This is a genomic window from Candidatus Brocadiia bacterium, assembly GCA_041658285.1.
Taxonomy (GTDB): Bacteria; Planctomycetota; MHYJ01; order JACQXL01; family JACQXL01; genus JBBAAP01.
The window spans coordinates 22599-39129 of record JBBAAP010000008.1; the positions used below are offsets into that span (position 1 = coordinate 22599).

Genomic DNA, 16531 nt, shown 5'->3' on the forward strand with positions numbered 1-16531 from the left:
GCTTAGCAAGCCGCCGCAATCAACCGCTCTGTCACCTTTCCTTTATCCATAGACATAAAAATTTTCTATTTTCTTGACATTTTTGTAGAAAGCTGTAGAATACACCCTAAGTTAGAATGGAGGATATGATATTATGAATAAACTTACTGATTACAAGTCAATTAGAGTTCCAAATTGGGTATATCAAAACTGGCAGAAGGCTGGAGAGGCATTAGCAAAAAAAGGAATAGAAGTTTTACCTGAAAAAGTGCTCGCCCCGAAGAAATGTCCTGTTTGTAGTGCGAAGTTAAGGATGGTAAAGTTCAAATATGAGTATCTTCAATGTACAAAATGTGACTATAGCCAACAAAATTTTAGTTCTTCGAGTAACTTTGCCGGTGGGGTCATTCTTGGACTTGGATTAGCTCTCCTTTTTAATGCTCTTTCTAAACCTGATTAAATAAAAATTTATGAATACTGAAAAAACAAAAGAGTCTAAAAAGGTTGGCGTTTGGATTAGGGTATCTACAGACGAACAGGCAAAGGGTGATTCCCCAAGGCATCACAAAGAGCGTGCTAAAGCGTATGCTAAAATGAAAGAATGGGAGATAGTTGAGCTTTATGATTTATCTGGGACGTCTGGGAAATCCGTAATGGATAATCCTAAAACTCAGCGAATGATTGCAGATGTCAAAACAGGGAGAATAAAAGCGTTAATTTTTACTAAACTTGCAAGGCTTGCAAGAAATCTCAAAGAACTTATTAATTTTTCGGATCTCTTTCAAGAATATGGGGCTGATTTAATTTCCATTGAAGAAGGATTTGACACATCTACCCCTGCGGGTAAATTGCTATTTCACGTTATTGGAGCACTGGCTCAATGGGAAAGGGAAGAAATTAGTGCAAGGGTTGCTGCAAGCATTCCTATTCGTGCAGCATTAGGCGAGCATTTAGGAGGACACCCAACTTTTGGCTATCAAGTAAAAGATAAAAAACTAGTTCCTTATCTAAAAGAGGCGCCCATCAGAAAGTTTGAATACGAACTCTTTATTAAACATAAAAGCCTTGCAAAAACAGTTCATGCTTTTAACAAGGCAGGATACAGATTAAGACCAAACAAGTGGCATCCAGAGGGAGCACCTTTAACAGATGTTACATTGAAAAGACATCTTCAAGACCCGACACCTAAAGGCTTGCATATTGCAAACTACACTAAGTCACAAGGGGATGGAATGGGATGGAAAATAAAACCAGAAGGTGAATGGAAAACAGTAAAAGTACCAGCCATCCTAAGTGATAAAATCTGGAATGAGGCCAAGAGGATTTTAAAAACCATTTCGTTAAGAAAAAGAACAAAACCTCCAGCGCAATACCTTTTAAGCGGATATGTTTACTGTGGTGTATGCAAAAAAAGCAAGATGTATGCTCACCCCGGTAGCAATGGTGGTATCGCAAAATATAGATGTGCTGCTAGATGTGGCAACGGAATATCATTAGAAGACCTTGACAACCTTTTTCTTGAGGGAATCAAACAATTAGTTATAAAGCCAGGACAATTACAAGCAGATAATCAAAACGAAACTAGTAATACGGGTCAAATAGAAAGTCGAATAAAAAGCTTAAAAAAATCTCTTGGAGAAATTGACCAGAAGATTGATTCATTAATAGAGTTATGGGAGAAGAAAAGTCTATCTCATACTACTTTCAAGGAAAGGATAACTCCTCTAGAAATTAGAAAAGAACAGATTGCAAAAGAATTACCTAGGTTAGAAGGAGAGCTTGTGTATCATAAGATTGAACATACAGGCAAGCAGTTTGTTTTAGACCGAGTAAAGACATTTACAGAACTTTTCCCAAAATTAGACACGACTCAAAAGAAAATACTTGTAGATAATATACTAGAAAAGGTTGTGATTAATAAAGACCAAATTCAATTCATGTTTTATCATTTACCAGAGTTTTATTCACCTACAGACCCTGATAATCCAGATGACGACCCGAAATCTAATTTAAGGTCGAAGTGCAATTCTCAACACAACCACAGGGATTCATTGCCGCGATAAGCATAAACCGGGCCGGATAGGTTACTGATACGCTGGCCCGGCCGATAACTATGGCGCCTTCTTCAAGCGGCTGCCTTAATGATTCCAATAGATTCCTATGGAATTCCGGCAGTTCGTCCAGAAAAAGCACCCCGTTATGGGCCAGGCTGATTTCGCCGGGCCGGGGATATGTCCCGCCGCCCACCAAGCCGGGCTCGGAAAGGGTATGGTGCGGCGCCCGAAACGGCCGGGTCGCCAGCAACGGAGTATCGGCAGACAGCAAACCTGATACACTGTGAATCCTGGTTGTTTCCAATGACTCCTGCAGGCTTAACAGCGGCAAAATCGTCGGCATCCGCCGGGCCAGCATGGTTTTGCCGGAACCGGGCGGCCCTATCATCAGAACATTATGCGAGCCGCTTGCGGCTACCGCCAACGCGCGCTTGACGTGTTCTTGGCCTTTGACTTCGGCAAAATCCACTTCGTAACGGCTCAGCCGTGAAAAAGTCTCGCCTAAATCTGTTTTAAGAGGCTTTATTTTTATCTTGTTATTCAAGAAACCGATTGTTTCGGACAGGCTGCTTACCGGAATAACGTCGATATCGGAAACAACTGCCGCTTCTCCGGCATTAGCCGCCGGCACAATAACCCCCTGCAATCCTTTTTCCGAACAGTTCATGGCCATCGAGAGAGCCCCTTTTATCGGCCTGATTTTACCATCCAAAGCCAGCTCGCCGGCCAGGGCAAAACCTCTTAACGCCTCGGACGAAACCAATCCGGTTGCGGCTAGTATGCCAACGGCGATGGGCAGGTCATAAACAGGCCCTTCTTTCTTGACATCGGCCGGAGCCAGGTTTATGGTCAGCCGGCCCTGCCCGGGAAAATGATATCCGGCGTTGGCAAAGGCCGCCCTGATTCGCGAGACGCTTTCCTTTACGGCCGCGTCAGGCAAACCGACTATTATGATATTGGGCAGATGCCCTCGAGAAATGTCTACTTCTATCTCTATCGGATATGCTTCGATGCCCTTGACTGCGGTGCTGTATATCTTGGCTAATGCCATTATAGGTTTGGACGACGGGTCTGGCCCGTTTTCTTCTGGCTGATTATTCGCAACGCCGAATCCAGACTATCGGCCAAAGAAACATACCGGAAAAGCCCGAATATATCCATTGTTTCTTTGACCGAAGCAACAGGGTTTATTATGGCTATTCCGCCGTGTTTATCAGATACAACTCCATTTAGCTTGGTGAAAAATCCTATTCCGGCGCTGGTCAGTGTTTCCAGCTTAGACAAATCAAATATGTAATTATGCGCTTCGGTATCTATAAACTTTTGTATGGTCTTCTCCAGCTCCGGAGCCGTCACGCTATCAAGGCTACCTATCGGGGCAACCACGATAATATCGTCCGGCAACCTTAAGGTTTTTATGCGGAAATTATCCATAGAATACTGTTCCCATTCTCTAGAGATAGGCGTCATGTTCGTATATTATATCTAATTTAAAATATTGTCAATAAAAAATAACCTATTGCGACAAGAAAAACCATAATCACCCAAAAACGCATATTTATATTTTCTGGACTAATAGTTTTGATATGTTATACCTAAACCCCTATGGATGACCTGATTCAACTGGCGGCCTATGCGGTGATATTCATTATTATCGCCGGCGCCAGCATAATAAAAAAGATAGCCGAGGCCCAAAAACAGCGGGCCGAAATGCAGCGCCGGAAAACCGGGCTAGGACAACACAGCCCTGCGCCGGAACAAACGACGGCTCCATCAAAACAGCCTGAAGAGGAAGAAAAACCCCAGTTTAATCTCGAAGATATCCTTAGAAAAGCCTTATCCATACCCGAACAGGAGCAACCCGGGAAAACTGTCTTCCGGCAGACGGCCAGGCCGATTATCCGGGAGATGACGGCTAATTCCGGGCCGGAAACAACAGTCGTTTACTCAAAATCAGCTAAACTAGATGATTCTAATGTTGAGTCGGCATCGCAAAAAGTAATATCCGATTCCAGGCAAACCTTCAGCTGGCAAGGATTAATGAGCTCTTTGGACGAGAAAATGTTATCAGACGCCCAAAAAGCCATAGTGCTGACCGAATTGTTTAATAAACCAGTAGTTTTCAGGCAATCCAGAAACAGGGTGCGATAAAGTCGGCTCTATTATCCCATAAATAAGGACACGCCCCGTTAGAGGAATGGATAAATATCTGTTCCTTTAACGGGGCGAGTGGCGGAATGGCAGACGCTGGGGACTTAAAATCCCCTCTCCTTACGGAGGTGAGGGTTCAACTCCCTCCTCGCCCATTAGAAACTGTTAAGCCGAAGGCTGTTACAGTTTCTTATCCCGCTTTTTACGGTGTAAAAAGCGGGGTTAGAAATTATTTAGGCCTTGCTAAAGCGGGACAGCGTAACATCCTGTAAGGATAAAGTCCACGAGGTTAGAATCAGTTATGCAACGCGGTTTAGTTATCGTCATAACCGGTCACGGTAAGGGCAAAACCACTTCCGCTCTGGGCGCGGCGTTCCGGGCCGTCGGTCAGGGGCTTAAAGTCTTAATTATCCAGTTCCTCAAAAGCTCGCCGGTTTACGGCGAGATAACCACCGCCCGGCGCCTGGCGCCGGACCTGGAAATAATCCAGGCCGGACGCGATTGCGTCTTCCCGGCAAAATCCAGCCAGCGCTTCGACTGCCATAACTGCGACTTTGCCTGCCATGTCGACCCCAAGAACCCTTCAGCCCAGGACAAAGACGCCGCGGCCAGCGCCCTGAAACTGGCCCACGAGAAAATAGCATCGGATAAATACGGTATGGTCATCCTGGACGAGATAAACTACGCCGTTGACTACGGCCTGATTTCTATAGACGACGTATTAAACCTGATTCAAATCAAACCGGACAAACTCCATCTGATTCTAACCGGACGCAACGCCCCGCCCCAGCTCACCGCCGCGGCCGACCTGGTCAGCGAAATCCTGGAAATAAAACACCCCTTCCAGGACGGTCTCAAATCGGTAAAAGGGATAGATTACTGATTATTCCTTAGATTCAAAATAGGGTATAGAAATGTTTATCGCCCGTATTTGATGCGTTCGGCCAGGACTTCGGGCAGCTTGGCTTTCCTAATCTTAGCCGATGCCTTTTCCACGTCATACTCAATGCGCTTGACCCAAATGATGCCCTCGGCGTCGTCGTAAATCGCGTAAGCCGCGGCCGGGTTGTCATCGCGTGGCTGGCCGACGCTTCCGATATTGGAAATAACCTTGATGTCGGCCGTCACCGGCAGGAACGGCTCGGTCGAGAACGAGAACGAACCGCGCTGGAGCACGAACGAAACCGGCACGTGCGAATGGCCGATAAAACAGATTTTTCCCTCCATGCTGCTAAACCCCAGCTGGACGTCATAATTGGTCTGGATGTATTCGAATAATTCCGGATTATAAAGCGTCGAATGAACCACGGTCAGCCCGTTAATATTCTTGACCAGTTTCAGCTTGCCCAAGAAATCAAGATACTTGGGCGGCAGTTCTTTCCTGGTCCATTCAATCGCCTGGAAAGCGTAGCTATTGAAAAAATCTGTATTGAGGATGCCGGCCGCGGCGAAGTCGTGGTTGCCGGCCACGATAATCGGGTCAAGCGCCCGGATCTTGTCCACGCAGGCCACCGGGTCGGCGCCGTAGCCGACGATATCGCCGGTGCATATGTATTTATCCGGCTTCTCCTGGGCGCAACGCTCCAGCACCGCGTCCAGCGCCTCAAGGTTTCCGTGGATATCCCCAAAAACAGCGTACTTCATTTGATTTCCCTTTTACCAAATATCGCTATGGTGACAAGCAAAACTATGGCACAATATATGGCCGTGTATGCCGTCGCCCACATAATGTATATTGATGACACCGGCGTCATGGTCGCTATCAGCGACGATACGTTCAGAATGGTAAAATTAGGCAGTATCAGCGCGGCCAGCCAGCCCAACGACCCCACTACCGCGCCGCTCTCCTTCAGTGTCTGGTATAAATAATCCGAAATATGCCCCAAAGCGAATACCACAAAGCACCCGATGCCGGTTATGACCAGCGGGAAATATGTGGCTATCAAAACCGCAAACGAGGCTAGCAAAACCACCTGCAGGAAACACAGGTAAACACCCTTAGCCAGGAGAAGGCCGTCATACCGGAGGAACTGCCACAACGCCGCGCCGGATGATTTGCCCTGCTGCACCATCAAATCAATCTGAGGCCGGCCTTCCTTGAACCAATAAACGGTTAGGTAAACCAATCCCATAATCGCGGCGGCCAAAAGCAGCGTCACCGTGATGCCGGCGAACTTGCCCAGGATGAATTCCGAACGCCGCACCGGCTTGGAAAACAGCGTCATCACCGTCAACCTCTCTATCTCCTGGTTAACCACCTGATGGGCCGTCAGGATGGCGATGAGTATCAACCCGAAAATTATGGCCGCCAGCCCTACCTCGCGGACCATGGACAGCTCCTCGCCGAATGCGAACAGGCTGAACAGCGGCGCTATCAATATAAGTATCACCGACACCGCGATAATGATGTAAAGCAACGGCTGACGCACTGATTCCCGGTAGGTCATCAATCCAATCTGGTAAATATTACTCATAATCTCCTGATTATAGTCGGATGCCTGTGAAGTTACAGCCGACTATACCCGGCAGTAATTTCACAAACTGCCGGAGTATATTATTTATCCGGCGCCTTTCAAGATTTCCAGTGTATTCTTTATGACGTAATCGACCTGCCTGTCGCCCAATGCCGGATATATCGGGATGGACAGCGTCGATTCGTATAACTTCTCGGTCATCGGAAACCCGTTGGCCGTGAATCCGAAATATCGGTGCAAAGGTTTGTAAACCGGCCGCTTGGCCTCGATGCCCTTGCCGGCCAGCCGCTTGATGGCCCAGCCGACATTATCCACCCGGACCGGATACCTGAAAAACACTCCTTGATTCTGCACTGCGCCCGGGAATCCGAACGCCTGCTCATACCTGCGGGCGATGGCCTGACGCCGGCGGATAAACCTAGGCAGGCGCTCCAGTTGCACCAGCCCCAGCCCGGCCGCCAAGTCGCTCATCTGGCAATTATAGCGCGGCTTGTAATCATCGCGATTATCGAATTCCCTCAGGTCCCTGATTTTATCTAACAGTTTCTTGTCGCCGGACACAACCATTCCGCCGTAGCCGGTAGTCATCATCTTGGTAGCGTAAAAAGATAATATGGCCGCCTTGCCGAAACTGCCGGTCCGGCGCCCTTTATAAACAGCCCCGATGCTCTGGGCGCAATCCTCAATCACCGGCACGCCCATCTTCATCAACCGGCCCAGGTCTGCCGGCCGGCCGAATATATGCGGCGCGATAATCGCCTTGGTCCGCCTGGTAACCCTCTGCCGGGTAGAATCGGGGCAGATGTTGTAATCATCGCCGATATCCACCAGCACCGGGCTGGCGCCGGTATGATTGACCGCGTTCAGCACCGCCGTGCAGACGTAGCTGGGAATAATCACCTCGTCGCCCGGCTTGACACCCATGGCCAACAGCGTCAACTGCAGCGCGCTGGTGCCGGAATTGACCGCCACCGCTCCTTTGGTCTTAAGGAATCTGCTGAACGCCTTCTCGAACGCCGCCACCTTCGGTCCCTGGGCCAGGTAACCCGTTGCCAGGACTCCCGCCAACATCCTCGACTCAGCACTTCCCAGCGTCGGCATCGAATGCTTAATATGCATATAATCAGTGCCTATCCGTACTTATCTTTGATTTCTAAATTATCTATATTATCCGCGTCTATCCGTGTTAATCTGTGGCTCTGCATTTACCACACGAACCGGTAGCACATAAACGCCTCGGCCGCTTCGACCGATATCTCCTTGCCGCGCAAGCGCACCAGCGTCTCCAGCGTTTCCATACTGCAATGATGCAAATGGTCCTTCAACTGCGACTTGTGGTGCGACAGCGCCCTGAGCTTCTGGTCCATATAATCGGATATATCGATGTAAAAGTTAGGATGGAACTTCTCGTATTCCACGTTCCAGAACAGGGTCGGGTTGTCGTAAGACAGGACTATCGGCGGAAAATACTTTATGGACGGTGAATGCGGACGGCAGGCCGTGAACCCGGCCTGGAACACCGCGCAGTGGTCCTGGTTATACGATGTGGCCGGCAGCGCCACGATGGTCGGCTTAATCCGGTCGATGCTCACCTTGCTCTCGCGCTCGATGACCGCAATCAGGTCGCGCCGAGGCATGGCGTCCAGCCGCAGGTGCTTTTCGCTGTCGCTGAAAACAATATCATAATCATCCACCTTGAGGAACTTGGCGGTCTTGTCGAACTCGGCCCGGCGCACGTCCTTGCGGACTATGTCTTTCCGTCCGTCGTAATGCTTCAGGTCGCCTACGGACATGAGCATGACATAGACCTTGCCGCCCATATCCTTGATTTTAGCCATCGTGCCAGCGCAGCCGAAGGCCTCGTCGTCGGCGTGCGGAGAAATCACCAACAACGTCTGCTTGCCCAGGAACTCGTCGCTGGCCACGCAATGATTATTACGCTTATTCATAAAAAAACCTCTTAGTGGCACTTAACTATACCGGCACGTAGTGACGGTATGCTATTAGTGCCACTTAGATCCCGGCTATTTTGCCGGGACCCTCACATTATACCTGGTAGTATCTCAAACTGCCAGAGTAATAATAACACCCATTATTTATATCCTAATCCGCCATCAGCATAATGCAAGATTAATCTAATATCAATCAGACTAAAGACCATAGACTATAGATTATGAACTATAGTCTGTAGTCTATCGTCTACTCCGCCATCTTCAAGAACCCGGCCTCGTCGATGACCTTGACGCCCTGCTTGCGGGCCTGGTCCAGCTTCGAGCCGGGACTGTCTCCGGTGACCAGGTAATCTACCTTCTTGCTGATTGATTCGGACGTCCGGCCGCCCAGTTTGGCCACCAGCTCCTTGGCCTGGGGCCGCGAGTACTTGGACATCTCGCCGGTAAATACAAAGGTCAAACCCGATAACTTGCCAACGGATTTCTTGACCGGTTCATTTATCACTCCGCCCTCCTCAAGCCGCTTAATCAGGTTAAGGTTAGCCGGATTGAGGAAGAAATCACAAATGCTCTGTGCCACCACCGGCCCGACCTCGGGTATCTGCCGGAGCTCTTCCAATTCGGCGTCGCGCAGACGGTCCAACTCTTCGAAATGCTCGGCCAACAGCCGGGCCGTGGCCTCGCCCACGTGCCTGATGCCCAGCCCGTATATCAGCCGCGGCAAAGTCGTCCGGCGCGAACGGTCGATGGCCTCGATGATGTTCTGAGCCGACTTGTCGCCCATCCGCTCCATCTTCATTATGTCGGCCTTGGACAGAAAATACAGGTCCGCCGCGTTCTTGATGACGGCCTTGTCTATCATCTGGTTGATGAGCTTATCGCCCAGCCCTTCGATGTTCATGGCCTCGCGCTGGGCAAAATGCTCGATACTGCCCTTAACCTGGGCCGGGCAGGAAACGTTCGGACAACGCGGGATGACCTCATCGGTTTCAATCACCACGCCAGCGCCGCAGGCCGGACATTTGCCGGGCATAACGAACGGCTTCTCCTTGCCGGTCCGCTTGGACACGACGGCCTTGATGATTTTGGGAATGACATCGCCGGCCCGCTTGACCACCACCCAGTCGCCGATGCGCAGGTCCAGCCGCTTGATTTCGTCCGGATTATGCAGAGTAGCGTGCGACACCTCCACCCCGCCGATGTAAACCGGTTTGAGCTCGGCCACCGGGGTCAGCGCGCCGGTCCGGCCCACGCCCACCTGGATGTCCAACAGCTGGGTGGTCTCCTCGTGCGCCGGGAATTTATAGGCAATGGCCCAGCGCGGACTGCGCGCCCGGAAACCCAGCTCGTTCCGCAACCCGAAATCGTTGACCTTGATGACCACGCCGTCTATCTCGTATGGCAAAGACTGGCGCTGGGCCAGCATATCGCGGTAATATTCCTTTATTTGCGTCAGGTCGGCACAGTGCCGGCTGAGCTTGATGACCTTTAGACCCAGTTGGGATAACAGTTTCATAACCAACTCATGAGTCATTGGTGTTTTTAACCTCATGCCGTTAATCCAAGCTTCATCAATTTTACCAATCCCGTGAATCATTATGTCCAACGGCCTGGTTGCGGTAACCTTATGGTCAAGCTGGCGGAGCGAACCGGCCGCGGCGTTGCGCGGATTGGCAAACGGCTCCCGGCCGTCCTTGACCGTCTGGCGGTTGAGCTCGTTGAAACTGGCCAGCGGCAGGAACACCTCGCCCCGGACCTCCAGGTATTCCGGCGCCGAGCCGCTGATTAACTTCAAAGGAATGCTCTTGATGGTCTTGAGGTTCTGGCTGATGTCCTCGCCAATCTGGCCGTCGCCACGGGTCGAGCCGTTCTTGAACGCTCCCTTTTCATATACCAACTCCACCGCCGAGCCGTCTATCTTCGGCTCGCAGATGAAGTCCGGCTTCTTGCCGCGCAGGTCCTTGACCAGCCGCTCGTACCAGGCATCCATCTCCGGCTCATCCATGGCGTTTTCCAGGCTTATCATCGGCAGAGAGTGCGCGATGGTCTTGAATTCGGCGGCCGGTTTGGCGCCGACCCGCTGGCTGGGCGAATCGGGCGTGATTAATTCCGGATGCGCGGCCTCCAGCTCCGTCAGCTCCCGGAGCAGGCGGTCATACTGGGCGTCCGAAACCTCCGGCGCGTCCAGCACGTAATAGAGATGGTTATGGCGGTTGATTTCCCCGCGCAGTTCGGCCAGGCGTTTCTCTACTGAAGCTGATTTATCCGGCATAATTAAGATTTTTATACCTAATTAGGCGGATATGTCAAAAGAATCAATGGTTCGCTTGGCCTAAAATCAGCAAATACTCCCAATTTATTTGTTTTTCCCCAGCGGACAGCCATCACGGATGCCGCGGGGACTGTTCACGGCGTCCCCGGACAATCCCCGGAGTTACACCAGGACTCGTTCCCAACCGAACTATGAATCTTAGCCGACTGGACCTGGATTCTTAGCGGGCCCGGCGTGAACTCGGAACTGAGACGACTAAGAAGCCAATCCTTATCTACGAGGATTATCCCTGAAGGGGGAGGCTTCGCTCTTCACGGCGTTGGGCTAGGCTCTATCCGGTCCGGGGTAACGCCCGCCGGATTGGACGGACAGACGCCCCGCGGCCAAGGGTCACCCCCTATACCCCACCCCCCACTCCCTCCGGGGAGGACCCCCCTAGGGGTATATCCCCCCCGGGGTTTTTAGATATCCGGGATGGCAAATCCGGCCTTCCCGTACAGTAATACTCTTAATCTACACCGGTAAGAGTGTTAATCTACATCAGTAAGAGTATTAATTCACGCCTGTAAAAGTATTAGTCCGCACCAAGGAAAGTTAAAAAACGGTTTTTGTCTACTGGAGTGATGACAATTTTTGTCACTATGGGATGCTTCGGCGACCTATGGTCTATAGTCCGTGGTCTATTGTCTTTTATTTACCCTCCCCGATGTGTGTCGCATCTACAAGAATACTCAGGATAAATATTCCCGTTTACCCTGAATATTTCCGAAAGGAAGAGGCTCACTATAAACCCGTCGCATCTACACAAGAACACCACTATTTATCAAATTCATACATGTAATCGTATTCATGGCCGGTTGCCAGAATCGGACATTTAAGTTCTTTCATCAGGGGTACAGAGTTTTTTATCAGTTTCTGAAATTTTAATACTACAATCAGCGACACAACTTCTATAGTATCCTGGTATTTATCCTCCCTGAAAGCGCCGGAAGCATATACCTTCTGTAATTTCTCCATCCCTGTAAGTATCATCTGGTCAAAATCATCAGATTGCCAATCAGATATCCATTCATAGTCCTTATGCCCGCCGTATGATTCGTAGGCAAAGACATCAAAATACCAACACTTGGGGTTAATATCAAAGCCATTGGTTTCCGTGTAAACTGCGGATACTTTATATCTTTTCTTTTCTCTTTTTAGGAATTTGTCAAAGTGTCCGGCAATATCAGCAGGGTTATTGGTAAAGTCAACATCCAGCACAATGTGAAACGGAGATAGAGGCATCCCACGCAGGGCTTTAGTTACCTCCTCCAAACTCTTGTCAAAATTATCGGAATTCAAATGCTGCGGGAGTTTCTTCATTAAATTAATTATACTCATATTCACTCCTTTGCTAAATAGCGGTTTAGTTATCTGTTTAATTACGTGGTTGGCACTTTGGTAAAACCCCATCCGTCAAATCGGTTCTTCTTGAATATATCCTTAATCTTCTGTGATACAAATACCCATAGTTTTTTTTCTTTTAATCTAAAGATATCAAATTGTTTTATTTTGTCTTCATAAAAAGCATACCGCACAATATGCCATAAATCTTTAATTTTCTTGGTGGCCGGAGGGTAACACATGGGAAAATCAACCACATCGTAGGCGCTGAAAGAATTAAGGATATTAATCGCGTGGAACCCTTTAAGTTCTTTGCCATCCATCCTTATGATACGCAGAGGGAGCCACTGTATTCCCTGAATATCCGCATCCTTGAATGCCTTGATTAATTCCGGGGAGGCTACTTCCCATGAAGAGTGAGACCATGCAGCCTGAGGTCGTCCATCATAACAGGAATATAGGGTTATTTTAGGGTTCCAGTTATCAATGAATTTAATACGAGTAAGCTCCCACTCATCAAATCCATAGAAATCCTCTTTGTCAGTAACTAATATCCCGGGCATATCATCATCTACTACCTGATAATAATTCATAGACCACCTTTCCTGATTATTTCTGCCGGATATTATACCGAATGCAGGACTGTTCCCACTCCCAATAATCCCTGATGTCCGTCGCATCTACACCGGGTAACTCGTTGTACTCGAACCGGCACTAATTATCTAGTGGCTATACCGACGCGCCGGTAGCCTTTGGCGTCGGTACCAGTATAATAGAGCCTGTATACCAGCCCGTCTTTGAGCCCGCAGACCGGCTCGACCATATAGCTGTCCCATTCGCCGCTTGAGCCTTTTTCCAGCGCCATGCCTAATTTGGTCCAGTTGAACCAGTCGGGCGAGCTGGCTTCGTTAATCCGATAGCCTTTTTGGTCGTTGTAACTGCCGTACCACATCCGGTAACCGGCGTTGTCGGCTATAACCACCGGCCGATACATATATGTGTCCCAGCTGGCGGCCGGCTCCAATACCCAGTTACTATCCCTGGTCCAATTAATGCCGTCGGTGGAATAGGCGTAACGGAACCCAACCCGACCGGTGTTGTTATCGGTCTGGTGATACCACATATTGTAGGTGCCGTCACCGCCTTTATAGACACTGAAACCGTAAATGGTCTCGGTTGCGCCCTGGGCCAGCACCGGGCCGGCGCCGTATTTGGTCCAACCGGTTCCGCTAACGGAGGTGGCATAGCCGATGCCGGTGGCGGTAATGCTGGTGCCATAATACCACATCTTATATGTAAGGCCGTCCTTTATGACCTCCGGTTGGGCGATGGCCTCGTCCCAGGCGCCGGCGGTCGGGCTCATTACCGACCCGCCGGGCAGGCGAGACCAGCTGGCGCCGTCGGTGGAAGTAGCATAGCCGAAATGCTCGACCCCGTCGTGACCGGCGTAGCCGTACCACATCCGGTAGGTGCTAACATCCTTGACAACACTGCCCGGCCAGAGCCCGTGGCTTTCGGGATTGGCCGATGCGGTCGAAGTGATAACCGGATTAGAACTGTAAGCGGTCCAGGTGATGCCGTCGGTCGAGCTGGCGTAATCGACCAGGGCCGTGGATGTACCGGTGATGTACCAGGATTTATAGGCCGCCCCGTCCTTGATGACGCAGCTTTCCTGCCAGCTGTCGCGCCAGCTATCGGACGTGAACCAGTTAATACCGTCGGTCGAGCTGATGAGCCGGTCCGCGGATAACGACACCTGGGTAACCCACATAAGGTACTGGCCGTTGTCGAGGATAACGTTGCCGGCGATGCGGGTGTCGGTCAGCACAGGGCTGGCGCTATTCTGGGCAACCCAGGCCTGGCCGTCGTTGGAGGTGGCGTAATAAATCGGCGGCACGACGTTGACCGCATCAGATTTATCGTACCAGATGTGGTAGACCGCGCCGTCGTAGAGCAATGCAAAGCGGTCCCGGACCTCGGAGGCCACCAGGATCGGCGCAGCCCAGCTCAACCCGCCGGCTGAGGTGGTGTAATAAACACCGTTGTCATTGGTATACCACATCTTATATGTAAGAGAGTCTTTTACCACGGCCAGGTCGTAAGCGGACAGGAATGCCAGCGGTTCGGAGTTCTTGGTCCAGGAGATACCGTCGTTGGAAGTGGCGTAGCCCAGCCCGGTGTTGCCCGGCCCGGCGCCGAGATACCACATCTTATAGGGCGCGTCGGCCAGCACGGCGATGGGCCCGAAGGCGGTGCAGTCCCAGGCACACCATTCGGCCGGTTGCAAGACCGGGTTGGCGGCGTGCCGGGATAACGGCGATGCCAGGGTCGGCTCGGCCTCAGCGCTGCTGCCCGATGACGACTTACGTCCGTGGCATACACCGCCCCAGCCGAGTACTACGGCTAGACCGAGCAGGATGAAAAGCGCTATTTGGAACCGTGGGTTTTTCATAGGGCTGGACATATGATAGTATATCTGACAGGCAATTGTCAACTAAATATCCAGACGGGCTACTTCCTGGACTTATTTATCAGTTTACTAAGCAACGCCTGTTCGCGGAGCTGTTCCTTGTGCGGCCGGGCCGGGAAGCCCGAGACCATGGTGTTGGCCGGGACGTTCTTGACCACTCCTGATTTAGCGGCGATGACGGCGTTGTCGCCGACGGTCAGGTGTCCGGCCACGCCGGCGTGCCCGGCGATGATGACGTTATTGCCGATACGAACGCTGCCGGCAATGACCACGCCGGCCAGCAGGATGCAGTTCTCGCCAATTTCGACGTTGTGAGCGATGTGAACAATATTATCTATCTTGGTGCCCTTGCGGATGATGGTTTTATCAAAGCGGGCGCGGTCGATGGTGCAATTGGCTCCGATTTCGACGTCATCCTCGATGACCACGCTGCCCAGCTGGGGTATCTTACAATGCCGTCCTCGAACCTGGGTAAAGCCGAAACCGTCCGAGCCGATGACCACTCCACTATGAATAATAACATTGTCGCCGATGACGCAGCCCTCGCGGATAGAGACGTTGGGATAGATGACGGTATTCTTACCGATGCTGGTATTATGCCCGACGTAGACGTGAGGATATATTATGGTCTGGTCGCCCACCGTTGCGCCAGACTCGAGCACGGCATAGGCGCCGACTGAAGAAGACGGAGCAATCCGAACATTCTTACCGACTACGACAGAGGCGTGAATGCCTTCGGGAAATTTCATATCACTAGGCTTGAAATAACCTGCTATCTTGATGAAAGCCAGGTCAGGATTGGCCACGGCAATGAGGCAGAGGTTTTTGGCGGCCGATGATTTGAGCCCGCCTGCCTGTCCGGCCGGCACCAGCACGGCCGATGCCTGGGTGGTTTTGAGCAATGGCACATATTTGGTGTTGGCCAAAAAGGTGATGTCGCCGGTTTGGGCTTCCTTGATGCCGTTGATGCCGCGGATAACAACGGATTCGTCGCCGCTGATAACATTGCCTTCGACCAGCCGGGCTAATTTATCAACCGTGGTCTCCATGGGCTATTCCTTATTAAGCACCTTGATTATGATGTTGGTAATATCCAGCGACGGATGGGCGTAAATAACGGCCCGAAGATTGACCTGCTCCGAAGCGTTGGCTGTGGCCTCGGCCTCGTTCAGGGTCGGGTCTATTTTGAATATCAGGGTATAGCCGTTTTCCATAGCATAGTTGGAGATAACCTCTTTTATCTCCTTATATATCTTCATTATGTGCTCGTCGCGCTTCTTCTGGAGAAGCTTATTGCCGGCTTCAACCCGGTTTTCGTATTCGGAAATTTTACCCTTGAGGTAAAGCTGTTTCTCGGCCCGGAGCTCGGAGTTGACGTCGAGCATCTGGATTTCCTCCTGAAGGGTTTGGATTTCCTTTTTAAGGTCTTCGAGCTTGAGTTCCAGACGCCGGCGTTCGTTTTCCATTATCTTGGTGTATTCTGAGGTGCGGTTGTACTTGTCGAAAACGGCCTGGACGTTAACCACGCCGATTTTAAGGGTTAGTCCTTCGACGGTCTTGGCCGGAAGAGGCTTAACCGGTTCAGGCAGGGGCACCGGCGCGACATCGGTGGGCGATACCGGCTCGGCGGCGGAATCGGCAACCGGTTCGGCGTTACCCTGAGGAACAACACTCTGGCAGAATATGCCCAGGAACGCGGCCAGCACTATGGCCGCAACTATACCCAATGTCCATAACTTACTTTTTAAATAACCGTTTTTCATACTGAATTTCTCCTTTCAACCATATTCAAACAA

The 16531-nt window shown here is 50.7% G+C and carries 16 protein-coding genes and 1 tRNA gene; 5 read left to right on the forward strand and 12 right to left on the reverse strand.

All coding sequences use genetic code 11. The features are described 5' to 3' along the window. Positions 1 to 133: 133 nt before the first annotated feature. On the forward strand, positions 134 to 439 hold the full coding sequence (locus tag WC980_07905) for a hypothetical protein (GenBank protein MFA5794968.1): 306 nt from the start codon (positions 134 to 136) through the stop codon (positions 437 to 439). Positions 440 to 449: 10 nt separating this feature from the next. Further along, positions 450 to 2042 (forward strand): recombinase family protein, encoded by a 1593-nt coding sequence (locus WC980_07910; protein MFA5794969.1) that lies wholly within the window; start codon positions 450 to 452, stop codon positions 2040 to 2042. Here WC980_07910 and WC980_07915 read toward each other — a convergent pair. Further along, positions 1984 to 3084 carry a YifB family Mg chelatase-like AAA ATPase gene (locus WC980_07915; protein MFA5794970.1) on the reverse strand — a complete coding sequence of 367 codons (1101 nt, stop codon included), beginning with the start codon at positions 3082 to 3084 and terminating at the stop codon, positions 1984 to 1986. The two genes, WC980_07910 and WC980_07915, sit on opposite strands and share 59 nt — an antisense overlap. Then, on the reverse strand, positions 3084 to 3503 hold the full coding sequence (locus WC980_07920; protein ID MFA5794971.1) for an STAS domain-containing protein: 420 nt from the start codon (positions 3501 to 3503) through the stop codon (positions 3084 to 3086). Before WC980_07920 ends, WC980_07915 begins: the two co-directional genes overlap by 1 nt. A 135-nt stretch (positions 3504 to 3638) precedes the next feature. Between WC980_07920 and WC980_07925 the strand changes: the two genes are divergently transcribed. From WC980_07925 to WC980_07935, 3 genes are all read left to right on the forward strand, one after another. Continuing rightward, complete coding sequence (locus tag WC980_07925) at positions 3639 to 4184, forward strand: hypothetical protein (protein MFA5794972.1); 546 nt, start codon at positions 3639 to 3641, stop codon at positions 4182 to 4184. 72 nt (positions 4185 to 4256) lie between these two features. After that, positions 4257 to 4339 (forward strand) — tRNA-Leu (locus WC980_07930). Positions 4340 to 4485: 146 nt separating this feature from the next. Continuing rightward, positions 4486 to 5067, forward strand: coding sequence for a cob(I)yrinic acid a,c-diamide adenosyltransferase (locus WC980_07935; GenBank protein ID MFA5794973.1), 582 nt, complete (start codon positions 4486 to 4488; stop codon positions 5065 to 5067). A 35-nt stretch (positions 5068 to 5102) separates the two neighbouring features. Here WC980_07935 and WC980_07940 read toward each other — a convergent pair whose 3' ends face one another. The 10 genes from WC980_07940 to WC980_07985 all read right to left on the reverse strand — a co-directional run bounded on the left by WC980_07940 (position 5103) and on the right by WC980_07985 (position 16498). Beyond that, a complete protein-coding gene (locus WC980_07940; GenBank protein MFA5794974.1) occupies positions 5103 to 5828 on the reverse strand; it encodes a metallophosphoesterase in 726 nt (241 codons plus the stop codon). Beyond that, a complete protein-coding gene (locus WC980_07945; GenBank protein MFA5794975.1) occupies positions 5825 to 6658 on the reverse strand; it encodes a hypothetical protein in 834 nt (277 codons plus the stop codon). Before WC980_07945 ends, WC980_07940 begins: the two co-directional genes overlap by 4 nt. Before the next feature lie 84 nt (positions 6659 to 6742). Next, positions 6743 to 7777, reverse strand: coding sequence for a DegT/DnrJ/EryC1/StrS family aminotransferase (locus WC980_07950; GenBank protein ID MFA5794976.1), 1035 nt, complete (start codon positions 7775 to 7777; stop codon positions 6743 to 6745). Between the two features lie 86 nt (positions 7778 to 7863). Then, on the reverse strand, positions 7864 to 8607 hold the full coding sequence (locus tag WC980_07955) for a PIG-L deacetylase family protein (protein ID MFA5794977.1): 744 nt from the start codon (positions 8605 to 8607) through the stop codon (positions 7864 to 7866). A gap of 250 nt (positions 8608 to 8857) precedes the next feature. Continuing rightward, the gene (gene ligA, locus WC980_07960; protein MFA5794978.1) at positions 8858 to 10882 is read right to left on the reverse strand and encodes an NAD-dependent DNA ligase LigA; all 2025 of its coding nucleotides are present in this window, start codon (positions 10880 to 10882) and stop codon (positions 8858 to 8860) included. A gap of 816 nt (positions 10883 to 11698) precedes the next feature. Next, complete coding sequence (locus WC980_07965) at positions 11699 to 12262, reverse strand: hypothetical protein (protein ID MFA5794979.1); 564 nt, start codon at positions 12260 to 12262, stop codon at positions 11699 to 11701. Between the two features lie 41 nt (positions 12263 to 12303). After that, entirely contained in the window at positions 12304 to 12858 is a 555-nt protein-coding gene (locus WC980_07970; GenBank protein MFA5794980.1) for a DUF1629 domain-containing protein, read from the reverse strand. A 125-nt stretch (positions 12859 to 12983) separates the two neighbouring features. Further along, a complete protein-coding gene (locus WC980_07975; protein MFA5794981.1) occupies positions 12984 to 14717 on the reverse strand; it encodes a hypothetical protein in 1734 nt (577 codons plus the stop codon). A 59-nt stretch (positions 14718 to 14776) separates the two neighbouring features. Beyond that, positions 14777 to 15784, reverse strand: a complete 1008-nt coding sequence (gene lpxD, locus WC980_07980) for a UDP-3-O-(3-hydroxymyristoyl)glucosamine N-acyltransferase (GenBank protein ID MFA5794982.1) — start codon at positions 15782 to 15784, stop codon at positions 14777 to 14779. Between the two features lie 3 nt (positions 15785 to 15787). Next, complete coding sequence (locus WC980_07985) at positions 15788 to 16498, reverse strand: OmpH family outer membrane protein (GenBank protein MFA5794983.1); 711 nt, start codon at positions 16496 to 16498, stop codon at positions 15788 to 15790. Positions 16499 to 16531 lie beyond the last annotated feature (33 nt).

Excerpts from the sequence above, each read along its gene's own strand:
- WC980_07965 (MFA5794979.1), bottom strand. The coding sequence starts at position 12,262 with ATGAGTATAATTAATTTAATGAAGAAACTCCCGCAGCATTTGAATTCC.
- WC980_07940 (MFA5794974.1), bottom strand. The coding sequence starts at position 5,828 with ATGAAGTACGCTGTTTTTGGGGATATCCACGGAAACCTTGAGGCGCTG.
- WC980_07975 (MFA5794981.1), bottom strand. The coding sequence starts at position 14,717 with ATGAAAAACCCACGGTTCCAAATAGCGCTTTTCATCCTGCTCGGTCTA.
- lpxD (MFA5794982.1), bottom strand. The coding sequence starts at position 15,784 with ATGGAGACCACGGTTGATAAATTAGCCCGGCTGGTCGAAGGCAATGTT.
- WC980_07945 (MFA5794975.1), bottom strand. The coding sequence starts at position 6,658 with ATGAGTAATATTTACCAGATTGGATTGATGACCTACCGGGAATCAGTG.
- WC980_07925 (MFA5794972.1), top strand. The coding sequence starts at position 3,639 with ATGGATGACCTGATTCAACTGGCGGCCTATGCGGTGATATTCATTATT.
- WC980_07915 (MFA5794970.1), bottom strand. The coding sequence starts at position 3,084 with ATGGCATTAGCCAAGATATACAGCACCGCAGTCAAGGGCATCGAAGCA.
- WC980_07985 (MFA5794983.1), bottom strand. The coding sequence starts at position 16,498 with ATGAAAAACGGTTATTTAAAAAGTAAGTTATGGACATTGGGTATAGTT.
- WC980_07950 (MFA5794976.1), bottom strand. The coding sequence starts at position 7,777 with ATGCATATTAAGCATTCGATGCCGACGCTGGGAAGTGCTGAGTCGAGG.
- WC980_07970 (MFA5794980.1), bottom strand. The coding sequence starts at position 12,858 with ATGAATTATTATCAGGTAGTAGATGATGATATGCCCGGGATATTAGTT.
- ligA (MFA5794978.1), bottom strand. The coding sequence starts at position 10,882 with ATGCCGGATAAATCAGCTTCAGTAGAGAAACGCCTGGCCGAACTGCGC.
- WC980_07910 (MFA5794969.1), top strand. The coding sequence starts at position 450 with ATGAATACTGAAAAAACAAAAGAGTCTAAAAAGGTTGGCGTTTGGATT.
- WC980_07920 (MFA5794971.1), bottom strand. The coding sequence starts at position 3,503 with ATGACGCCTATCTCTAGAGAATGGGAACAGTATTCTATGGATAATTTC.
- WC980_07955 (MFA5794977.1), bottom strand. The coding sequence starts at position 8,607 with ATGAATAAGCGTAATAATCATTGCGTGGCCAGCGACGAGTTCCTGGGC.
- WC980_07935 (MFA5794973.1), top strand. The coding sequence starts at position 4,486 with ATGCAACGCGGTTTAGTTATCGTCATAACCGGTCACGGTAAGGGCAAA.
- WC980_07905 (MFA5794968.1), top strand. The coding sequence starts at position 134 with ATGAATAAACTTACTGATTACAAGTCAATTAGAGTTCCAAATTGGGTA.